16 protein-coding genes are annotated in these 17,938 nt (G+C 68.6%); 5 read left to right on the top strand and 11 right to left on the bottom strand.

The annotated features are described in order from the left end of the window. The first annotated feature begins 18 nt into the window (after positions 1–18). Positions 19–771, top strand: a complete 753-nt coding sequence (locus tag EL338_RS09485) for a DUF4191 domain-containing protein (protein ID WP_126333532.1) — start codon at positions 19–21, stop codon at positions 769–771. Positions 772–867: 96 nt separating this feature from the next. Here EL338_RS09485 and EL338_RS09480 read toward each other — a convergent pair whose 3' ends face one another. Next, the gene (locus EL338_RS09480) at positions 868–1,704 is read right to left on the bottom strand and encodes a type IV toxin-antitoxin system AbiEi family antitoxin (RefSeq protein WP_126333531.1); all 837 of its coding nucleotides are present in this window, start codon (positions 1,702–1,704) and stop codon (positions 868–870) included. Between the two features lie 128 nt (positions 1,705–1,832). Further along, positions 1,833–2,297 carry an RDD family protein gene (locus EL338_RS09475; protein ID WP_126333530.1) on the bottom strand — a complete coding sequence of 155 codons (465 nt, stop codon included), beginning with the start codon at positions 2,295–2,297 and terminating at the stop codon, positions 1,833–1,835. Between the two features lie 124 nt (positions 2,298–2,421). Here EL338_RS09475 and glnA (EL338_RS09470) point away from each other — a divergent pair, with 124 nt between their 5' ends. From glnA (EL338_RS09470) to EL338_RS09455, 4 genes are all read left to right on the top strand, one after another. Next, on the top strand, positions 2,422–3,858 hold the full coding sequence (gene glnA, locus EL338_RS09470; protein WP_126333529.1) for a type I glutamate--ammonia ligase: 1,437 nt from the start codon (positions 2,422–2,424) through the stop codon (positions 3,856–3,858). Between the two features lie 82 nt (positions 3,859–3,940). After that, positions 3,941–4,372 carry a D-aminoacyl-tRNA deacylase gene (dtd, locus tag EL338_RS09465; protein WP_126333528.1) on the top strand — a complete coding sequence of 144 codons (432 nt, stop codon included), beginning with the start codon at positions 3,941–3,943 and terminating at the stop codon, positions 4,370–4,372. Between the two features lie 45 nt (positions 4,373–4,417). Next, entirely contained in the window at positions 4,418–4,810 is a 393-nt protein-coding gene (locus EL338_RS09460) for a DoxX family protein (RefSeq protein WP_126333527.1), read from the top strand. 13 nt (positions 4,811–4,823) lie between these two features. Beyond that, complete coding sequence (locus tag EL338_RS09455; RefSeq protein ID WP_126333526.1) at positions 4,824–5,978, top strand: acyl-CoA dehydrogenase family protein; 1,155 nt, start codon at positions 4,824–4,826, stop codon at positions 5,976–5,978. 98 nt (positions 5,979–6,076) lie between these two features. Here the strand turns inward: EL338_RS09455 and ahpD are convergent, their stop codons facing one another. From ahpD to EL338_RS09410, 9 genes are all read right to left on the bottom strand, one after another. After that, positions 6,077–6,610 (bottom strand): alkyl hydroperoxide reductase AhpD, encoded by a 534-nt coding sequence (gene ahpD / locus EL338_RS09450; RefSeq protein ID WP_126333525.1) that lies wholly within the window; start codon positions 6,608–6,610, stop codon positions 6,077–6,079. A 3-nt stretch (positions 6,611–6,613) separates the two neighbouring features. After that, positions 6,614–7,201: a peroxiredoxin gene (locus EL338_RS09445; RefSeq protein ID WP_126333524.1), complete on the bottom strand. Its 588-nt coding sequence runs from the start codon at positions 7,199–7,201 to the stop codon at positions 6,614–6,616. Between the two features lie 156 nt (positions 7,202–7,357). Beyond that, positions 7,358–8,215, bottom strand: coding sequence for a TIGR03619 family F420-dependent LLM class oxidoreductase (locus tag EL338_RS09440; protein WP_126333523.1), 858 nt, complete (start codon positions 8,213–8,215; stop codon positions 7,358–7,360). Beyond that, positions 8,212–8,838, bottom strand: coding sequence for a PaaI family thioesterase (locus EL338_RS09435; protein ID WP_126333522.1), 627 nt, complete (start codon positions 8,836–8,838; stop codon positions 8,212–8,214). Before EL338_RS09435 ends, EL338_RS09440 begins: the two co-directional genes overlap by 4 nt. A gap of 47 nt (positions 8,839–8,885) precedes the next feature. Continuing rightward, entirely contained in the window at positions 8,886–11,861 is a 2,976-nt protein-coding gene (locus EL338_RS09430) for a bifunctional [glutamine synthetase] adenylyltransferase/[glutamine synthetase]-adenylyl-L-tyrosine phosphorylase (RefSeq protein WP_126333521.1), read from the bottom strand. A gap of 43 nt (positions 11,862–11,904) precedes the next feature. After that, on the bottom strand, positions 11,905–13,245 hold the full coding sequence (gene glnA / locus EL338_RS09425; RefSeq protein ID WP_126333520.1) for a type I glutamate--ammonia ligase: 1,341 nt from the start codon (positions 13,243–13,245) through the stop codon (positions 11,905–11,907). Positions 13,246–13,306: 61 nt separating this feature from the next. Then, positions 13,307–14,821, bottom strand: a complete 1,515-nt coding sequence (locus EL338_RS09420; RefSeq protein ID WP_435404930.1) for an alpha/beta hydrolase — start codon at positions 14,819–14,821, stop codon at positions 13,307–13,309. 71 nt (positions 14,822–14,892) lie between these two features. Continuing rightward, positions 14,893–16,440 (bottom strand): alpha/beta hydrolase, encoded by a 1,548-nt coding sequence (locus tag EL338_RS09415; RefSeq protein ID WP_179967184.1) that lies wholly within the window; start codon positions 16,438–16,440, stop codon positions 14,893–14,895. 48 nt (positions 16,441–16,488) lie between these two features. After that, positions 16,489–17,892, bottom strand: a complete 1,404-nt coding sequence (locus EL338_RS09410; RefSeq protein ID WP_126333517.1) for a WS/DGAT/MGAT family O-acyltransferase — start codon at positions 17,890–17,892, stop codon at positions 16,489–16,491. Positions 17,893–17,938: the final 46 nt, after the last annotated feature.

Genomic DNA, 17,938 nt, shown 5'->3' with positions numbered 1-17,938 from the left:
ACCGCTTATCCTTGCTGTATGGCGAAATCCCGCACCCCCGCCCAGACCAAGGCCGCCAAGGCCGAGGCGAAGGCCGCCCGTAAGGCCGCTTCCAAGCAGCGCCGCAGCCAGCTCTGGCAGGCGTTCCAGATGCAACGCAAAGAGGACAAGCGGCTGCTGCCGTACATGATCCTGGCGTTCGTGCTGATCGTCGCGTTGTCGGTGGTGGGCGGCCTGGCCATCGGCGGCTTTACGATGTACATGATGATCCCGCTGGGCATCGTGCTCGGCGCGCTCGTCGCCTTCATCATCTTCGGCCGGCGCGCGCAGAAGTCGGTCTATCAGAAGGCCGAGGGACAGACCGGGGCGGCGGCCTGGGCGCTGGACAATCTGCGCGGTAAGTGGCGGGTGACCCCGGGCGTCGCGGCCACCGGGCACTTCGATGCGGTGCACCGGGTGATCGGCCGCCCGGGTGTGATCTTCGTCGCCGAGGGCTCGGCCAGCCGCGTCAAGCCGCTACTGGCGCAGGAGAAGAAGCGCACCGCGCGGCTGGTGGGCGACGTCCCGATCTACGACATCATCGTCGGCAACGGCGAGGGCGAGGTTCCGCTGTCCAAGCTGGAGCGGCACCTGACCAAGCTGCCGGCCAACATCCCGGCCAAGCAGATCGACTCGCTGGAGTCGAAGCTGGTGGCGCTGGGTTCCAAGATCGGCCCGGCCGCGATGCCCAAGGGGCCGATGCCCGCGCAGGCCAAGATGCGCGGCGTGCAGCGCACCGTGCGCCGCAAGTAGCTAGCGCCGCACCACCGCGGCCGCCGCCGCGAGTCAGAAACCACGCACACAAAGTGCGAGTGACCCGATGCCTCAGGTCTGACTCGATGCGCTCAACTAGCGTCGCAACCCGGCCAGTTCCGCCCTGCGCAGGATGCTGGACCCGGTGTCGCCGGCGAGCACCCGAATCCGTCGCCAGCCGAGACGCTCGATGTACTCGGATCGACCAATGTCGCCGCGGTACTGCGCGTCGTCCAGCCGGTGCTGCTCGCCGTCATACTCGGCGGCGAGCGTGAACTCGTACCAACCCATGTCCAGGAAGTACTTGGGGAGACCGTTCGGGCCCGGGACCGGGATCTGAGTCTCAGGTCGGGGATAACCCGCGTTGATGAACAGCAACCGCAGCCAGGTCTCCTGGGGCGATTGAGCGCCCGCATCAACCAGGTCCAGAGCCGCCGGGATGCGCGGGCTGCCTCGGGCACCAGGATGGCGTCCGGCCAGTTCGAGCACGTCCTCGATCTTGAAGTGCGTGGCGCGGGCCAGCGCGTCCAGGCGTTGGACCGCCTTGCCAACGGGCAAGCGGCGAGCGAGATCAAAGGCCGTGCGCTCGATGGTGGTGACGGGCATCCCCCGCACCCGGGTGACCTCGTCGTCCCGCAGCGTCTCATTCCTGGTCAGCACCCCTTTGGGTGACTTGTTGTTGGCCAGGTTCAACTCGATGGGGACCTCGCTCTTCACCCACTTGGCACCATGGAGCGCAGAGGCCGCCAAACCCGTGATGACACCCTGGCGCTTGGACCAGAGCCAGGCCGCACGTGTGCGATCCAGGAGGGTCAGTGGGACACGTTTGGGCGCATAGACATTGGGCAGCACCCGCACATAGAGCGTGCGAAGTTCGTACCGGGTGACCTTGCCGGCCGTCAGGGCCTCGCTGCCGAGGAACACGTGCGTCATCCGAGGCAAAATGTCAGATCAGCGAGCTGCCCGTGCTCCGCTATCCACACCCCCGTCGAGTCAGAAACCACGCACACGAAGTGCGAGTGACCCGATGCCTCAGTTCTGACTCGATGCGCCGCAAGTAGCTAGCGCCGCACCACCGCGGTGTGGGTGAACTTGTCCTGCAGACCCCGCCCGTCGCTGTCCATGAACAGCGCGGGGATGACCAGCGCCAGCAGCGCGCCGCGGCCCAGCGCCCGGCCCAGGCCGACATGGATGCGGTTGTCCACCGGCGTCACCATCATGCCCAGGGCCAGCTGCCCCGGGGAGAAGCCGAACAGCCGCACCGAGACCGCGCCCAGCAGCACCCACACCACCAGCACGGCCGTCGACAGGAACGCCTGGGAGAACAGCCCGAAGGTCATCAGCAGCGCCGCCAGCCCGTAGGCCACCAGCCAGTCGACCAACAGCGCCAGGATGCGGCGCCCCGTCGGTGCCAGGGACCCAGGGCCGCTCTGCGGCAAACCCAGTAACTCGCCGGGATAGGTCGAAGCCGGGCCGGAATCCCCCGGTTCACCACCGGAAAGCCAGGACGATGTCGCGCGCGCCATGTTTCCCAGCATAGGGGGCCAGAAATTGCGTAACGTCCACGCAACATACGGTTGACTGTGGTGCAACATCGGCTCCATAGCGTCAGGCGCGAGTTACACGGAGTGGACAATGAAGGAGTAGTAAGTGGCTGAACAGAACGCTGATGACATCATCAAGCTGATCAAGGACGAGCAGGTCGAGTACGTCGACATCCGCTTCTGCGATCTGCCCGGTGTGGTCCAGCACTTCTCGATCCCCGCATCGGCGTTCACCGAGGACGTCTTCGAGGACGGATTGGCATTCGACGGCTCCTCGGTCCGCGGGTTCCAGTCCATCCACGAGTCCGACATGATGTTGCTGCCGGACCCCGCGACCGCCAAGATCGACCCGTTCCGCGCCGCCAAGACGCTGAACATGAACTTCTTCGTGCACGACCCGTTCACCCGTGAGGCCTACTCCCGCGACCCGCGCAACGTGGCCCGCAAGGCCGAGAACTACCTGATCAGCACGGGCATCGCCGACACCTGTTACTTCGGCGCCGAGGCGGAGTTCTACATCTTCGATTCGGTGAGCTTCGACTCGCGGATCAACGGCACCTTCTACGAGGTGGATTCGGAGTCCGGCTGGTGGAACACCGGCGAGCCGCTGGAGGCCGACGGCTCCCCCAACCTCGGCTACAAGGTGCGCCCCAAGGGCGGCTACTTCCCCGTCGCCCCCTATGACCACTACGTGGACCTGCGCGACGAGATGTCGACCAACCTGACCAACGCGGGCTTCGTCCTGGAACGCGGTCACCATGAGGTCGGCACTGCCGGGCAGGCCGAGATCAACTACAAGTTCAACACGCTGCTGCACGCGGCCGATGATGTGCAGCTGTTCAAGTACATCATCAAGAACACCGCCTGGAAGAACGGCAAGACCGTCACCTTCATGCCCAAGCCGCTGTTCGGGGACAACGGTTCCGGCATGCACGCCCACCAGTCGCTGTGGAAGGACGGCCAGCCGCTGTTCCACGACGAGTCCGGCTACGCGGGCCTGTCCGACCTGGCGCGGCACTACATCGGCGGCATCCTGCACCACGCGCCGTCGCTGCTGGCGTTCACCAACCCGACGGTGAACTCCTACAAGCGCCTGGTGCCCGGCTACGAGGCCCCGATCAACCTGGTGTACAGCCAGCGCAATCGCAGTGCGTGCGTGCGCATTCCGATCACCGGCAACAACCCGAAGGCCAAGCGCCTCGAGTTCCGCTGCCCGGACAGCTCGGGCAACCCGTACCTGGCGTTCGCGGCGATGCTGATGGCCGGCATCGACGGCATCAAGAACAAGATCGAGCCGCTGACCCCGGTCGACAAGGACCTCTACGAGTTGCCGCCGGACGAGGCCGCCAGCATCCCGCAGGCACCGACCTCGCTGGCCGCGGTGATCGACAAGCTCGAGGAGGACCACGAGTACCTCACCGAGGGTGGCGTGTTCACCGAGGATCTGATCGAGACCTGGATCTCCTACAAGCGCGAGAACGAGATCATGCCGATCCAGATCCGTCCGCATCCCTACGAGTTCTCGCTGTATTACGACGTGTAAATCCCACGCGAGCAGACGTAGAGTCGCACGGAATTCATAGGATTTCGTGCGACTCTGCTTTTGTTCGAGGGATGGGTGAACCATGCGGGTGTTGGTGCAGCGGGTCAGTTCGGCCAGCGTGTCGGTCGACGACGAGATCGTCGGCGAGATCCGGCCGCGCACACAGGGTTTGCTCGCCCTGGTGGGCGTCACCCACGACGACGACGCGGCCACCGCCACCCGGATGGCCGAAAAGCTCTGGGGGCTGCGAATTCTCGACGATCAGCGCAGCGCGTCCGACGTCGGCGCCCCGGTCCTGGTGGTCAGCCAGTTCACGCTGTACGCCAACACCGTCAAGGGCCGCCGCCCGTCGTGGAACGCCGCCGCGCCCGCGCCGGTGGCCGAACCGCTGGTCACGGCCTTCGCCGATGCGCTGCGCGGCCTCGGCGCCGAGGTCGCCCAGGGCGTGTTCGGGGCCCACATGCAGGTGTCGTCGGTCAACGACGGGCCGGTCACGCTGATGCTCGAACTGTAATCGCGGGTTGGCTCAACCGACACCGGCGCGGCCTATCGTCGGCACATGACCAATCAATTGGGTACGCGCGTCGACACGTATTCGACGCACATGCTGAGCGTGTTCCGCATCGTGGTCGGCCTGCTGTTCCTGATGCACGGCACCTCCAAGCTGTTCGGCTGGCCCGCGGCCGGGGGCACCGCCGAAATGTTCGCCTGGCCGACCTGGTGGGCCGGGCTGATCGAGATCATCGTCGGCGTGCTGGTCACCCTCGGGTTGTTCACCCGCGCGGCCGCGTTCATCGGCGCCGGCCAGATGGCGATCGCCTACTTCTGGCAGCACTTCCCCACCGACTTCTGGCCGATCAACAACGGCGGTGAGCCCGCGGTGCTGTTCTGCTTCGCGCTGCTCCTGCTGGTGTTCACGGGTCCCGGCGCGTGGGCGCTCAACCGCAGGTAATACCCTCCCCTGCATGGTCAGCAAGCATGTTCCGTCGTGGCACGACGACGAGGTTTCGGCGCTCTTCGATCTCGCGAAAGGATTCTTCGAGCGTGAGGTCGTCGCCCACGCCGAGAAGTGGGACAGCCAGCGGCACATCGACCGTCAGGTGTGGCTCGAGGCCGGGAAGCTGGGCCTGCTGCTGTGCTCGGTGCCCACCGAATACGGCGGTGGCGGCGGCACGTTCGCGCACGACCTGGCGGTCTTCGACGCCCAGGGGTACTCCGGTGACCAGTCCCTGGGAATCGGCGTGCACAGCGGCATCGTCGCGCACTACGTCCTGACCTACGGCAGCGAGGAACAGAAGAAGACGTGGCTGCCGCCGATGGCCACCGGCGAGGTGCTGGGCGCGATCGCGATGACCGAGCCGGGCGCCGGTTCCGATCTGAAGGCCATCCGCGCCACCGCCATCCGCGACGGCGACGAGTACGTGATCAATGGCTCCAAGACCTTCATCACCAACGGGGCCCAGGCCGATCTGGTGCTGCTGGCCGCCAAGACCGACCCCAAGGCCGGGGCGCGCGGCATCTCGCTGCTGCTGATCGACGTGCGCGACTGCCCCGGATACCAGGTCACCCGGGTGTTGGACAAGGTCGGCATGCACGGCGCCGATACCTCGGAGATCTCCTTCACCGACGTTCGGGTGCCGGTCGGCAGCGCGCTGCTGGGACCGGAGGAGGGCAAGGGCTTCGGGCAGCTGATGGCCCAGCTGGCCCAGGAGCGGTTGATCGTGGCGGCGCAGGCCGTCGGCGGCATGGAGCGCGCGGTGGACGAGACGGTGGCCTACACCAAGTCCCGGGAAGCCTTCGGGCACAGCCTGTTCAAGTTCCAGAACACCGCCTTCGAGCTGGCCGAGTGTATGACGATCGCGCGCACCTCGCGGGTGTTCCTGGACCATTGCATCCAGTCGCATCTGCGGGGTCAGCTCGACGGCACCGAGGCCGCGATGGCCAAGTACTGGCTCACCGATCGGCAGTGCGAGGTGGTCGACCGCTGCGTGCAGTTGCACGGCGGGTACGGCTACATGCGCGAGTACCTGATCGCCCGGATGTACGAGGACGCGCGCGTGCAGCGCATCTACGCCGGCGCCAACGAGGTGATGAAAGAGATCATCGCCCGGTCTTTGTGAGACGTCCTTGTGAGACTCGGTCCCGGTAAGACGAGAATTGCCCCGGGGGTCGGCCGTGGCGGCCGCCCACCCGGGGCAATCTTGTCTCTGCGACGCGGTTAGACCTTGGCGAGAACCTCGGTCGTCATCAACGCCTGTCCCACGCCGGCCACGATCGAGGCGAGGCGGATGGCCTCGAAGATCGCGGTGCGCGAGACATCGGAATCACGCAGGGTCTTCTCGTGGGCGGCCAGGCAGTGCCCGCAGCCGTTGATCGCCGATACCGCCAGCGACCACAGCTCGAAGTCGACCTTGTCGACGCCCGGGTTGCCGATGATGTTCATCCGCAGGCTCGCGCGCAGGTCGTCGTACTGACCGTCGAGCTGACCCTTGGTCCGGTAGAACACGTTGTTCATGCCCATGATGGACGCGGCACCCAGCGCTGCGTGGTAGGCCTCCTCGGACAGCACGTCCAGCGCGTCCTCGGAGATCTCCTTGAGCAGCCGGTCGGACTTGGTGGCCGCCGCGGTCGCCACCAGGGCGCCCCACAGCTGCTGCTCGTTCAGCTCGGTGGTGCGGACGATCGCCCCGAGGTTGAGCTTGAGGTCCTTCGCGTACTCCGGAAGGGCTTCCTTGATGTTGTCGACACTCATGGGCTACACCGCCTCGGACAGGAGCTCACCCGCGTTGATGGTCGGGTCGCCCTTCTTCCAGTTGCAGGCGCACAGCTCGTCGGACTGCAGCGCGTCGAGCACCCGCAGCACCTCGTCGACGTTGCGACCCACCGAGCCGGCGGTCACGGAGACGAACTGCACCTCGTTGTTCGGGTCGATGATGAAGGTGGCGCGGTCGGCGACACCGTCGGCGTTGAGCACGCCGGCCGCGGTGGCCAGCTCGCGCTTGAGGTCGCTGACCATGGGGAACGGCAGCGTCTTGAGGTCCTCGTGCTGGGCGCGCCACTGGAAGTGCACGAACTCGTTGTCGACGGACACGCCGTACACCTTGGTGTCGCGGTCCTCGAAGTCGTCGTTGAGCTTGCCGAAGGCGGCGATCTCGGTCGGGCAAACGAAGGTGAAGTCCTTCGGCCAGAAGAAGACGACGCGCCACTTGCCGGCGTTGTCCGCGCTGCTCACCGTGGTGAAGTAGTCCTCGGGAGCCTTCGCATCAACCTTGGACAGGTCGCCCCCGATGACGGCCGTCAGCTCGTACTGCGGGAACTGGTCACCGATGGTCAAAAGAGTCACAGAAAAACACTCCCTTTTCTGGAATTATTCAAGTATTGACGTCTCCATTGTGCATCGGAACCCGCGGTTTGTGAACCTCCCCCGGGGTGATACCGGCCACATCGCCTGTGCGAAATGCGCTCGGTAGCAGTCGATATCGACGGCACCAACGTGAGCTCAGCCGAGCCCCTGGTCCTCCCGGAACCGCCGCATCCCCTCGATCTTCTGGGCGAGCGTCGCGGACTCCGGGGTGTAGAACATCCAGGGCATCGTGATTATTCCCGTGACCCCGCCGGCCTCGGCGCGCGCGTAGTGCTCCGGGGTGAACGCGTCGACCAGTGGCGTCAGCACTGCGAAATCGTCCATCGACAAGCCGCTTTCGGCGCGCAACTCGCGCAACCGGTCCGCCCGCCGCAGCGCGTCGTCGGTGGTGATCAGATCCCCCACCCAGCCGTCGTGGCGCGCCGCACGGCGCAGCGCGACCTCCGAGAGGCCGCCGACGTAGACCGGGATGGGCGGCGGGGTCGGCTCCATCTCGAGCCGCGGGGCACGGTAGAACTCGCCGTCGAACTCCGTCCAGCCCGGGGCCCACAGCGCCTTCATCAACTCGAGCATCTCGTCGGTGCGCTTGCCGCGCCGCTCGAACTGCTGCCCGAGCAGCTCGAACTCCTCGCGGCACCAGCCCACCCCGATGCCGAGTTCCAGCCGACCGCCGGCCAGGACTGCCGCCGTACCAATGGCTTTGGCGGCCGAAAACGGGTCGCGCATCGCCGGCAGGTAGACAGTGGTGACGAACCGTAGCCGGCGGGTCGCCAACGCGATCGCGCCGATCATCACCCAGGGGTCGGGCCAGTCGGTGAACGACTCCCAGCGACGACGGCCGTCCTTGGTGTAGGGATAGGGCGTCTGCAAGGTCTCCAGGTTGATCACGTGATCCGGGATGGCCATCCCGTCATAGCCCAGATCATCTGCGGCCCTGGCGATCTCGACTGCCTCGGCGGTATCGAGAAATGCGGTGCTGACGTAGAACCTCACTGCGGGTCCCGGGCCCAGGCCGGCTTGATGAAGACGCCCTCGGCCTCGACGGTCGGGCCCTCGGCGTCCGAGATGAACCCGCGCGCATAGGTTTTGACGCCGTCCACCCGTTCGATCCACGCCTCGGAGCGCAGCGGGCCCAGCGGGGTGCCGCGCAGGTACCGCAGCGAGATGGTGCCGGTGAACAGCGGGGTGCTGCCACCGGCGCTGGCGGCCTCGCCGAGCAGGTGGTCCAGGATCAACGCAGAGATGCCGCCGTGCACGTGGTCCGGCGGGCCCTCGTAGGCCGCGCCGAGTTCGAACTCGGTCCAGCACTTCTCGGCGCCGTGCTCGATGGTCAGCGGCGGCGCCATCGGATTGCGGACGCCGACCACCGGGTTGCCCCAGGACATGCCCTGGCCCTCCGTGGTGAACCGGACGCCGAAGGGCCCGTCGAGCTGCTTGGCCCGCAGCCGGGCGGTGACCGCCTCGATCGAGGCCTGCGCGGCCGCAATGTCCTCGGCGCCGACCTCGGTGCGGATCGTGGCGTCGAGCAGCTCCCGGACCGCCCGCGTGAACGGCTCGTAGATGGCCCGCTGTCGCCTGGCCTCGTCAGCGTCGACCGGCTCATAGGTGAACTGCATCCACCTGTCTTAGCATCGAGGGCTCTACGAAACCCGCGCGGGGCCCGTCAGCTGCCGAACACTTTGCGCACGACGGCCTTGGCCCGCCGCGTCACCCGCAGGTAGTTGTCCAGGAACGCGCCGCCGTCGTCCTCCGGCCAGCCGGCGGCCACCGCCACCGCGTTGAGCATCCGCCCCGGCCCGGGCAGCTGATCGGTGGGCTTGCCCCGCACCAACACCAGCGCGTTGCGGGCGCGGGTCGCGGTCAGCCACGCCTGCCGCAGCAGGTCCACGTCGCCCTCGGCGATCAGTTCGGCCGCGCCGATCGCGTCGAGGGCCTGCAGCGTCGAGGTGTTGTGCAGCTCCGGGGTCTGGTGGGCGTAGCGCAGCTGCAACAGCTGCACGGTCCACTCGACGTCGGCCAGCCCGCCGCGGCCCAGCTTGGTGTGGGTGTTGGGGTCCGCCCCGCGCGGCAGCCGCTCGGCGTCGACACGCGCCTTGACCCGCCGGATCTCCTGCACCGTGTCGGCCGAGACGCCGCCGGCCGGATACCGCGTCTGGTCGACCATCACCAGGAACCGCTCGCCGAGCTCCAGATCGCCGGCGACCCGGTGCGCGCGCAGCAGCGCCTGGATCTCCCATGGCTGGGCCCACTGCTGGTAATAGCTGGTGTAGGAGGCCAGCGTCCGCACCAGCGGCCCGTTGCGCCCCTCCGGGCGCAGGTTCGCATCGACCTCCAGCGGCGGGTCGACGCTGGGCGTGCCCAGCAGCGCGCGGAGCTGTTCGGCGACGACGGTGGCCCACTTGACGGCCTTCGTGTCGTCGACGCCCGGGGTGGGCTCGCAGACGAACAGCACGTCCGCATCGGAACCGTAGCCCAGTTCGCCGCCGCCGAGCCGGCCCATGCCGATCACCGCGATGGAGGCCGGCACCGCGCCGTCGGGCGGGGTGTTCGCCTTCGTCACCGCGTCCAGCGCGGCCTGCAGCACCGCCACCCACACCGAGGTCAACGCCTGGCACACATCGCGCACGTCGAGCAGGCCCAGCAGGTCGGCCGAGGCCACCCGGGCCAGTTCGCGGCGGCGCAGCGTCCGCGCGGCGGCGATGGCCTTGGCCGGATCGGACTGCCGCCCCGCCGCGGCCACCAGGGCCCGCGCGAATCCCTCGGGTTCCACGTCGAGCAGCTTGGGTCCCGAGGGACCGTCGGCGTAGCTCTGGATCACCTCGGGGGCGCGCAGCAGCAGATCGGGCACATAGGCCGAGGTGCCCAGCACGTGCATCAGCCGCTTGGCCACCGCGCTCTCGTCGCGCAGCGTGGCCAGGAACCAGCGCTGGTCGACCAGGCCCTCGGACAGCCGTCGATAGTGCAGCAGGCCCGCATCCGGGTCCGGGGTGTCCGACAGCCAGTCCAGCAGGGTGGGCAGCAGGATGGCCTGCACGCGACCGCGCCGGGTGCTCTGATTCGCCAGTGCCGCAAGGTGACTCAGCGCGCTGGCCGGGGCCTGATAGCCCAGCGCGGCCAGCTGCCGTTCGGCCGCGGCCGCGTTCATCCCGTCGGTCAGCTCGACGGCGCCGCCGACCGATTCCAGCAGCGGCTGATAGAACAGCTTGGCGTGCAGCCGCGAGACCCGGTGGCTCTGCCGCTTGAGTTCCTTGCGCAGCACCCCGAGCGCGTCGTGGGTCCCGTCGGGCCGCACGTGGGCCGCGCGGGCCAGCCAGCGCAGCGCCTCGGCGTCGTCGGGGGCGGGCAGCATGTGGGTGCGCTTGAGCCGCTGCAGCTGCAGCCGGTGTTCGAGCAGCCGCAGGAATTCATAGGACGCGGTCATGTTGGCGGCGTCGTCGCGGCCGATGTAGCCGGCCGAGCCCAGCGCCGCGAGGGCGTCCACGGTGGACGCCACGTGCAGCGCCTCGTCGTTGCGGCCGTGCACCAATTGCAGGAGCTGCACGGCGAATTCGACGTCGCGCAGACCGCCGGTGCCCAGCTTGATCTCGCGGTCGCGGACGTCGGCGGGCACCAACTCCTCGACCCGGCGGCGCATGGCCTGCACGTCGGACACGAAGTCGTCCCGCTCGCAGGCCGTCCACACCATCGGCATCAGCGCATCGATGTACTGGCGGCCCAGCTCGGCGTCGCCCACCGCGAACCGCGCCTTCAGCAACGCCTGGAACTCCCAGGTCTTGGCCCAGCGCTGGTAGTAGGCCACATGCGAGTCCAGCGTGCGCACCAGCGGACCGCGCTTGCCCTCCGGGCGCAGCGCCGCGTCGACCTCGAAGAAGGTCTCCGAGGCCATCCGCATCATCTCCCCGGCCACCCGGGTTTCCAGCGCGTCGGCGTTGGCGCCCACGAAGATGACGTCGACGTCGGAGACGTAGTTCAGTTCGCGCGCACCGCATTTGCCCATCGCGATGACCGCCAGGGTGGGCGCGGGCTCGTCGGGCTTGCCGACGGTGTCGGTCGCGTAGCGCAGCGCGGCGGCCAGCGCGGCGTCGGCCAGGTCCGACAGATGGACCCCGACCGCGGCGAACGGCAGCACCGGTTCGTCCTCGACGGTGGGCGCCAGATCGAGGGCCGCCAGCACCAGGATCCGATTGCGGTACAGCGTGCGCAGCTCGTGCAAGGTTGCCGGGCCGTCGTTCTGGTCGAGGCAGTCGAGGAACATCGCCTCGAGCTCGGCCGCCGACGGCAGCGCCGGCTCGGGGTCTTCCGATCCCTCCAGCAGCCGCCAGGACTGCGGGTGGGCCACCAGGTGATCGCCGAGCGCCAGCGACGAACCCAGCACCGCGAACAGGCGACCGCGCAGGGTCTTGTCCTTCTGCAGCGCGGCGTCCAGCTGGTCCCAGTCGGTGTCGAGCGCCTCGGACAGCCGCACGACGGCGCGCAGCGCGGCGTCGGCATCGGGTGCGCGCGACAGCGACCACAGCAGTTCGACGTGCGCGTCGGTGTCCCAGCCGAGGCGGGCCAGATCGGCCGGGGCGGTGCGCTCGACGAGTCCGAGCCGCCCCACCCCGGGCACTGTGGGACGCTGCGTCACCGGTCTGGACACGGCAGCAACGGTAGCCCACTCGGGGCGTGTGCAGTAGCCACCGCTACAGCGAGAGGTACTGCTTGAGTTCGAACGGGGTGACGGCGTTGCGGTACGTCTCCCACTCGCTGCGCTTGTTGCGCAGGAAGAAATCGAAAACGTGCTCCCCCAACGCTTCCGCCACCAGCTCGGAGTTCTCCATGGCGTGCAGCGCGTTGCCGAGGCTGCCGGGCAGCTCGCGGTAACCCATCGCGCGGCGTTCCTCGGGCGTCAGGCTCCACACGTTGTCCTCGGCCTGCGGCCCCAGCACGTAACCCTTCTCCACCCCGCGCAGCCCGGCGGCCAGCAGCACGGCGAACGCCAGATACGGGTTGCAGGCCGAGTCGGGGCTGCGCACCTCGACGCGCCGGGAGGCGGACTTGTTCGGGGTGTACATCGGCACCCGCACCAGCGCCGAGCGGTTGGCCGCCCCCCAGGACGCGGCCGTCGGCGCCTCGCCGCCGTGCACCAGCCGCTTGTAGGAGTTCACCCACTGGTTGGTGACGGCGCTGATCTCGTTGGCGTGCTCGAGGATCCCGGCGATGAAGGACTTGCCGATATCGGACAGCTGCAGCGGGTCGTCGGGGCTGTGGAAGGCGTTGGTGTCGCCCTCGAACAGGCTCATGTGGGTGTGCATCGCCGAACCCGGGTACTCGCTGAACGGCTTGGGCATGAACGAGGCCCGCACCCCGTCGCGCAGCGCGACCTCCTTGACCACGTAGCGGAACGTCATCACGTTGTCGGCCATGGACAGCGCGTCGGCGTAGCGCAGGTCGATCTCCTGCTGCCCGGGCGCGCCCTCGTGGTGACTGAACTCCACCGAGATGCCCATCGACTCGAGCGCCTCGATGGCGTGCCGACGGAAGTTCGGCGCCGAATCGTGGACCGCCTGGTCGAAGTAGCCGCCGTTGTCGGCGGGCACGGGCACGCTGCCGTCGTACGGGCCGGGTTCGAGCAGGAAGAACTCGATCTCCGGGTGCACGTAGCAGGAGAAGCCCAGGTCGCCGGCCTTGGCGAGCTGGCGGCGCAGCACATGCCGGGAGTCGGCCCACGACGGGGAGCCGTCGGGCATGGTGATGTCGCAGAACATCCGTGCCGAGTGGTTCTGGCCGTCGTCGCCGGTCCAGGGCAACACCTGGAACGTCGACGGGTCGGGCCGCGCGACGGTGTCGGATTCGGAGATCCGCGCGAAGCCCTCGATCGAGGAGCCGTCGAACCCGATGCCCTCCTCGAAGGCGCCCTCGAGTTCGGCCGGGGCGATCGCGACGCTCTTGAGGAACCCGAGCACGTCGGTGAACCACAGCCGAACGAACCGGATATCCCGTTCCTCCAGCGTGCGCAGCACGAATTCCTTCTGACGGTCCATGACTGCGAGCCTAGGCAGCGGCTGTTAATTCTGTGTTACAGGCGTGTCCCGAGATCGCCGGTCAGCACCGCATGTCGCCGGGCACCACACCGTCGACGAAGTAGTCGACCACCGTGGCGTCGATGCATTCGCGGCCGCTGAACACCACGGTGTGCTGGGTGCCCTCGAAGGTGATCAGCGGCGCCTGCAGCTGGCGGGCCAGGTTGACGCCGGCCTGGTACGGCGTGGCGGGATCCCCGGTGGTGGAGACGACGACGACCGAGCCGGGCCGCGCCGGCGACGCCGGTTGCGGTGCGGAGGTGGCCGGCACCGGCCAGAACGCGCAGATGTCGCGGGGGGCGAAGCCGGTGAAGGCACCGTAGGAGGCGAACGGGGCCACTTCCCGGATGCGCCGGTCGGCGGCCGCCCACACGGCCGGGTCCGTCGGCGACGGCGCATCCATGCACCGCACCGCGTTGAACGCGTCCTGGTTGTTGCGGTAGTGGCCGTCCGCGTCGCGGCCCTCGTACTCGTCGGCCAGCAACAGCAGATCGCCCGGGTCGGTGCCGCGCGCGAGCCCCAGCAGCCCGCTGGTCAGGTACTTCCACAGCTGCGGGGTGTAGAGCGCGTTGAAGGTTCCGGTGGTGGCGTCGGCGTAGCTGAGCCCGCGCGGGTCCGCGGTGGCCGCGGGCCGGGCTACCAGCGGGTCGACGAGCTGGCGGTACCGCGCCACCCACAGCGCGGGGTCCTGCCCCAGCGGGCAGTCCGGCGATTGGGCGCAGTCCGCGGCGTAGGCGTTGAACGCCTGCTGGAAGCCGGCCATCTGGTTGATGCTCTTGGTCACCGGGTCGACGGTCGGGTCGATCGCCCCGTCGAGCACCATCGCCCGCACGTGCTGGCCGTAGGAGCGCAGATAGGCGGTGCCGATCTCAGTGCCGTAGGAGAAGCCGAGGTAGGTGATCTGCTCCTCGCCCAGGGCGCGCCGCACCGTGTCCATGTCGCGCGCGACGTCGCGGGTGCCCATGGTGGCCAGGAACTCGGTGCCCATCCGCGCGGCGCACTGGTTGGCGAACTGTTGGTAGAGCGCTTCGATGCGCGCCACCCCGGCCGGGCTGAAGTCGGCCATCGGCTCGCGCCGCCAGGCGTCGAACTCGGCGTCGGTGCGGCAGCGCAACTCCGGGGTGGAGAACCCGATGCCGCGCGGGTCGAAGCCGACCAGATCGAAATGTTCGTTGATGGGCGAACCCACCAGGGCGGCCCCCATGCTCGCCACGGTGTCGACGGCCGAGGCGCCCGGGCCGCCGGGGTTGACGAACAACGCGCCGATGCGTTCGCCGGCGGCCGGCACCCGGATGACCGCGAGCGCGGTGGTGGACCCGGCGGGTTCCTCGTAGCTGATCGGCACCGGAAGCCGCGCGCACTGCGCGGTGGGGATCATGCTGGTGTTGTCGTAGAACAGGCTGCACGACTGCCAATTGAGTTGCGGCGCAGCGGGTTCCGGCGCCGCGACCGCAGTGTGCATGGGTGCGCCGAGCAGCACCAGAACTGAGCTGAGCAGCGCAGTGCCCCATCGTTTACAGCGCTGCATGCCGCCCATCGTCCCATGCGCGGGCCCCGGGTGCCGCCCGCGGTCGGTCACGCTCCGGTATCGGTCCGGATACGCCCGCCTCAGCAGCGAGCGTCGGGCGGCGGCATGGTCCCGTCGATCAGATACGCCGTGGCCATCTCGTCCACGCAGGCCTCGCCCTGGAACACCACGGTGTGCTGGGTGCCCTCGAAGGTGATCAGCCCGCCCTTGAGCTGCCGGGCCAGGTCCACGCCCGCCTGATACGGGGTGGCCGGGTCGCCGGTGGTCGAGACCACCAGGGTGGCCGGCAGGTCCGGGATGGACAGCTCGTGCGGCTCGCTGGTCGGCGGTACCGGCCAGAACGCGCACGTCGACATCGGGGCGTGCCCGGTGAACTCGCCGTAGCTCATGAACGGGGCCACCTCGCGGACGCGCCGATCGGTCTCGACCACCACCTCGCGGTCGGTGATCGGCGGCTTGTCCACGCAGTTGACGGCGATGCGCGCGTCGGTGGCGTTGGTGTAGTGGCCGTTGGCGTCGCGACGCATGTACATGTCGGACAGGATCAGCATGGTGTCCCCGGTCCCGTTGCGCAGCTCGCTCAGCCCCTGGGTCAGATGCCGCCACAGCGCCGGCGAGTACAGCGCCATGATGGTCCCGACCACGGCGTCGCTGTAGGACAGCCCGCGCGGATCCTTGGTCTCGGCCGGCTCGTCGACCAGCGCCTCGACCATCTCGCGGTAGACGTCGACGGCCTTGTCCGGGTCGGTGCCCAGCGGGCAGGACGCGTCGGTGGCGCAGTCCGCGGCGTAGTCGTCGAACGCGCCCTGGAACGCGGCGGCCTGGTTGACGTCGGCCTCCACCGGGTCGGCGTTGGGGTCGACGGCCCCGTCGAGGATCATCGCGCGCACGTTCTGCGGGAACTGCTCGGCGTAGGCCGCCCCGATCCGGGTGCCGTAGGAGTAGCCGAGGTAGGTCAGCTTGTCATCGCCGATCGCCTCGCGGATCTGGTCGAGATCCTTGGCGACGTTGACGGTGCCGACGTTGGCCAGGAAGTCGGTGCCCATCTTGTCGACGCAGCGCTGGATGAATTCCTTGGTTTCGTTCTCGATGTACTCGACACCCTCGGGCGTGTAGTCGACCTGGGGGTCGGCGCGCAGGCGGTCGTTGTCGGCGTCGGAGTTGCACCACAGCGCCGGCGTCGAGGACGCGACCCCGCGCGGGTCGAAGCCCACGAAGTCGAACCGCTCGTGCACCTCCTCGGGCAGCAGGTCGACGATGCCGATGGCGGCCTCGATGCCCGACTCCCCCGGCCCGCCGGGGTTGACCAGCAGCGAGCCGACCTTGTCGCCGGTGGCCGGGAACCGGATCAGCGCGAGCTGGATCTGCGGGGCGTCCGGATCGTCGATGTCGTCGTAGTCGACGGGCACCGCGATGCGGCCGCACTCGGTGTCCGGGGGCAGCTCGAGGTCGGCCCCGCCGGTGAACTTGCACGGCTCCCAGCGCACCGGTTCGCCGATGCGGGGCTCGGCCAGCGCGGCCTGTCCCTCGATGACTTTCGAGCACCCCGTGGCGCCCAGAGCCAGGGCCGACACGGCCGTCACGATCATCGTGGCGCGCAGGAACGACCGGGGGCGAAGAATGCTCATGGCATCCAATGCTGCCATGAGCCCGCCGCGGGCCTTGTCAACGCATGTCTACCGAGTCGCAGCCAACAACTCGTCCATGCCGGTAGCGAAGTCGTCGGCCAGGTCCCACAGGTCCGGCAGCAACTCGGGGCAGGAGATCAATCCCACGTCCAACGCGCCGTTGAGCGACATCACGGTGATGTTCAACCCGGAGCCGTGGAAGATCGGCCCCAGCGGGTAGAGCGCCTTGACCTCGGCCCCGAGGAAGTACAGCGGCACCTGCGGGCCCGGCACATTGGACAGCACCAGGTTGTGCACCGGCCGGGCCTCCGTCAGCCGGGTGCCGGCATAGACCCGCATGGCCGCGCCGAACACCGCCGGGGCGGCGAACTGGGACCAGTCCTGCAGCAGCGAGGCCGCGATGGCCGAACTGTGTTCCTTGGCAACCGAAGTCGCCTCGGCGATGGCGCGCAGCCGCTCGGCCGGGTCGGCGATCTCGGTGTGCAGGCTGGCGAACATCCCGGACACCTTGTTGCGGCCCGGCCGGTCGGAGCGGTCGTGCACCGACACCGGGACCATGGCCACCAGCGAGCTGTCCGGTAGCTCGCCGCGGTCGATGAGGAACTGCCGCAGCACCCCGGACACCAGCGCCATGACCACGTCATTGACCTTGACGTCGAAGTGGTTCTTGACGGTCTTGATGTCCTCGAGGTCAAGCTCGGCGTAGGCGATGTTGCGCCGCCCGGTGATGCTGGCGTTGAAGGCGGTCTGCGGCGCGCGGAACGGGCTGGCCATCGCCGAGCCGTTGAGCGCGCGGCGCACGGTGTCCACGACGGTGGTGACGGTGTCCGGCAGCACCTTGGTCGCCAGGTTCACCGGCCGGGTGGCGAACCGGGCCAGGCCCCGCACGGCGATCTCGAGCTGACCGGCCCCGCCGGGGGCCGGCACCGGTTCGGGATCCGGGGCGTCGGGCTCGGTGGTGCACAGCTGCGACATCAGGTTGGCGCCGGTCACGCCGTCGACGGCGGCGTGGTGCACCTTCGTCATCACCGCCAGCCGGCCGCCGTCGGTGGCGTCGGTGCCCGCGATGTTCTCGACCACCAGCATTTCCCACAGCGGCTTGCTGCGATCCAGCGGCAACGACGCGAAGTGCCCGCAGATCTCGGCCAGTTCGGCGCGCCCGCCCGGGGCGGGCAGGCCGACGCGGTGCACGTGGTGGGCCACCTCGAAGTTCTCGTCCTCCACCCACACCGGGTGGTCGAGGTTCAAGAAGCTGTCGGTGAGCTTCTCGCGGAACTCCGGCATGGCGGTCATCCGCACCGCCAGCGCCTCGCGCAGCCGGTCGAAGGTGTAGCCGCCCGGGACCGTGGAGGCGTCCAGTTCCAGCAGCGAACACACGTGCAGGGGCTGCTGAGGTGTTTCCAAGTACAAGAAGCTGGCGTCGAGGCCGCTGAGCCGCTGATAACCGGACATCTGCAGATCGTAGGTCGGTCCGGGGTGCGGTGTGAGGAAGTCCACT

Origin of the sequence: Mycolicibacterium chitae, assembly GCF_900637205.1 — a bacterium.
Classification (GTDB): Bacteria; Actinomycetota; Actinomycetes; order Mycobacteriales; family Mycobacteriaceae; genus Mycobacterium; species Mycobacterium chitae.
This window is presented reverse-complemented; position numbering and strand designations above follow the sequence as displayed.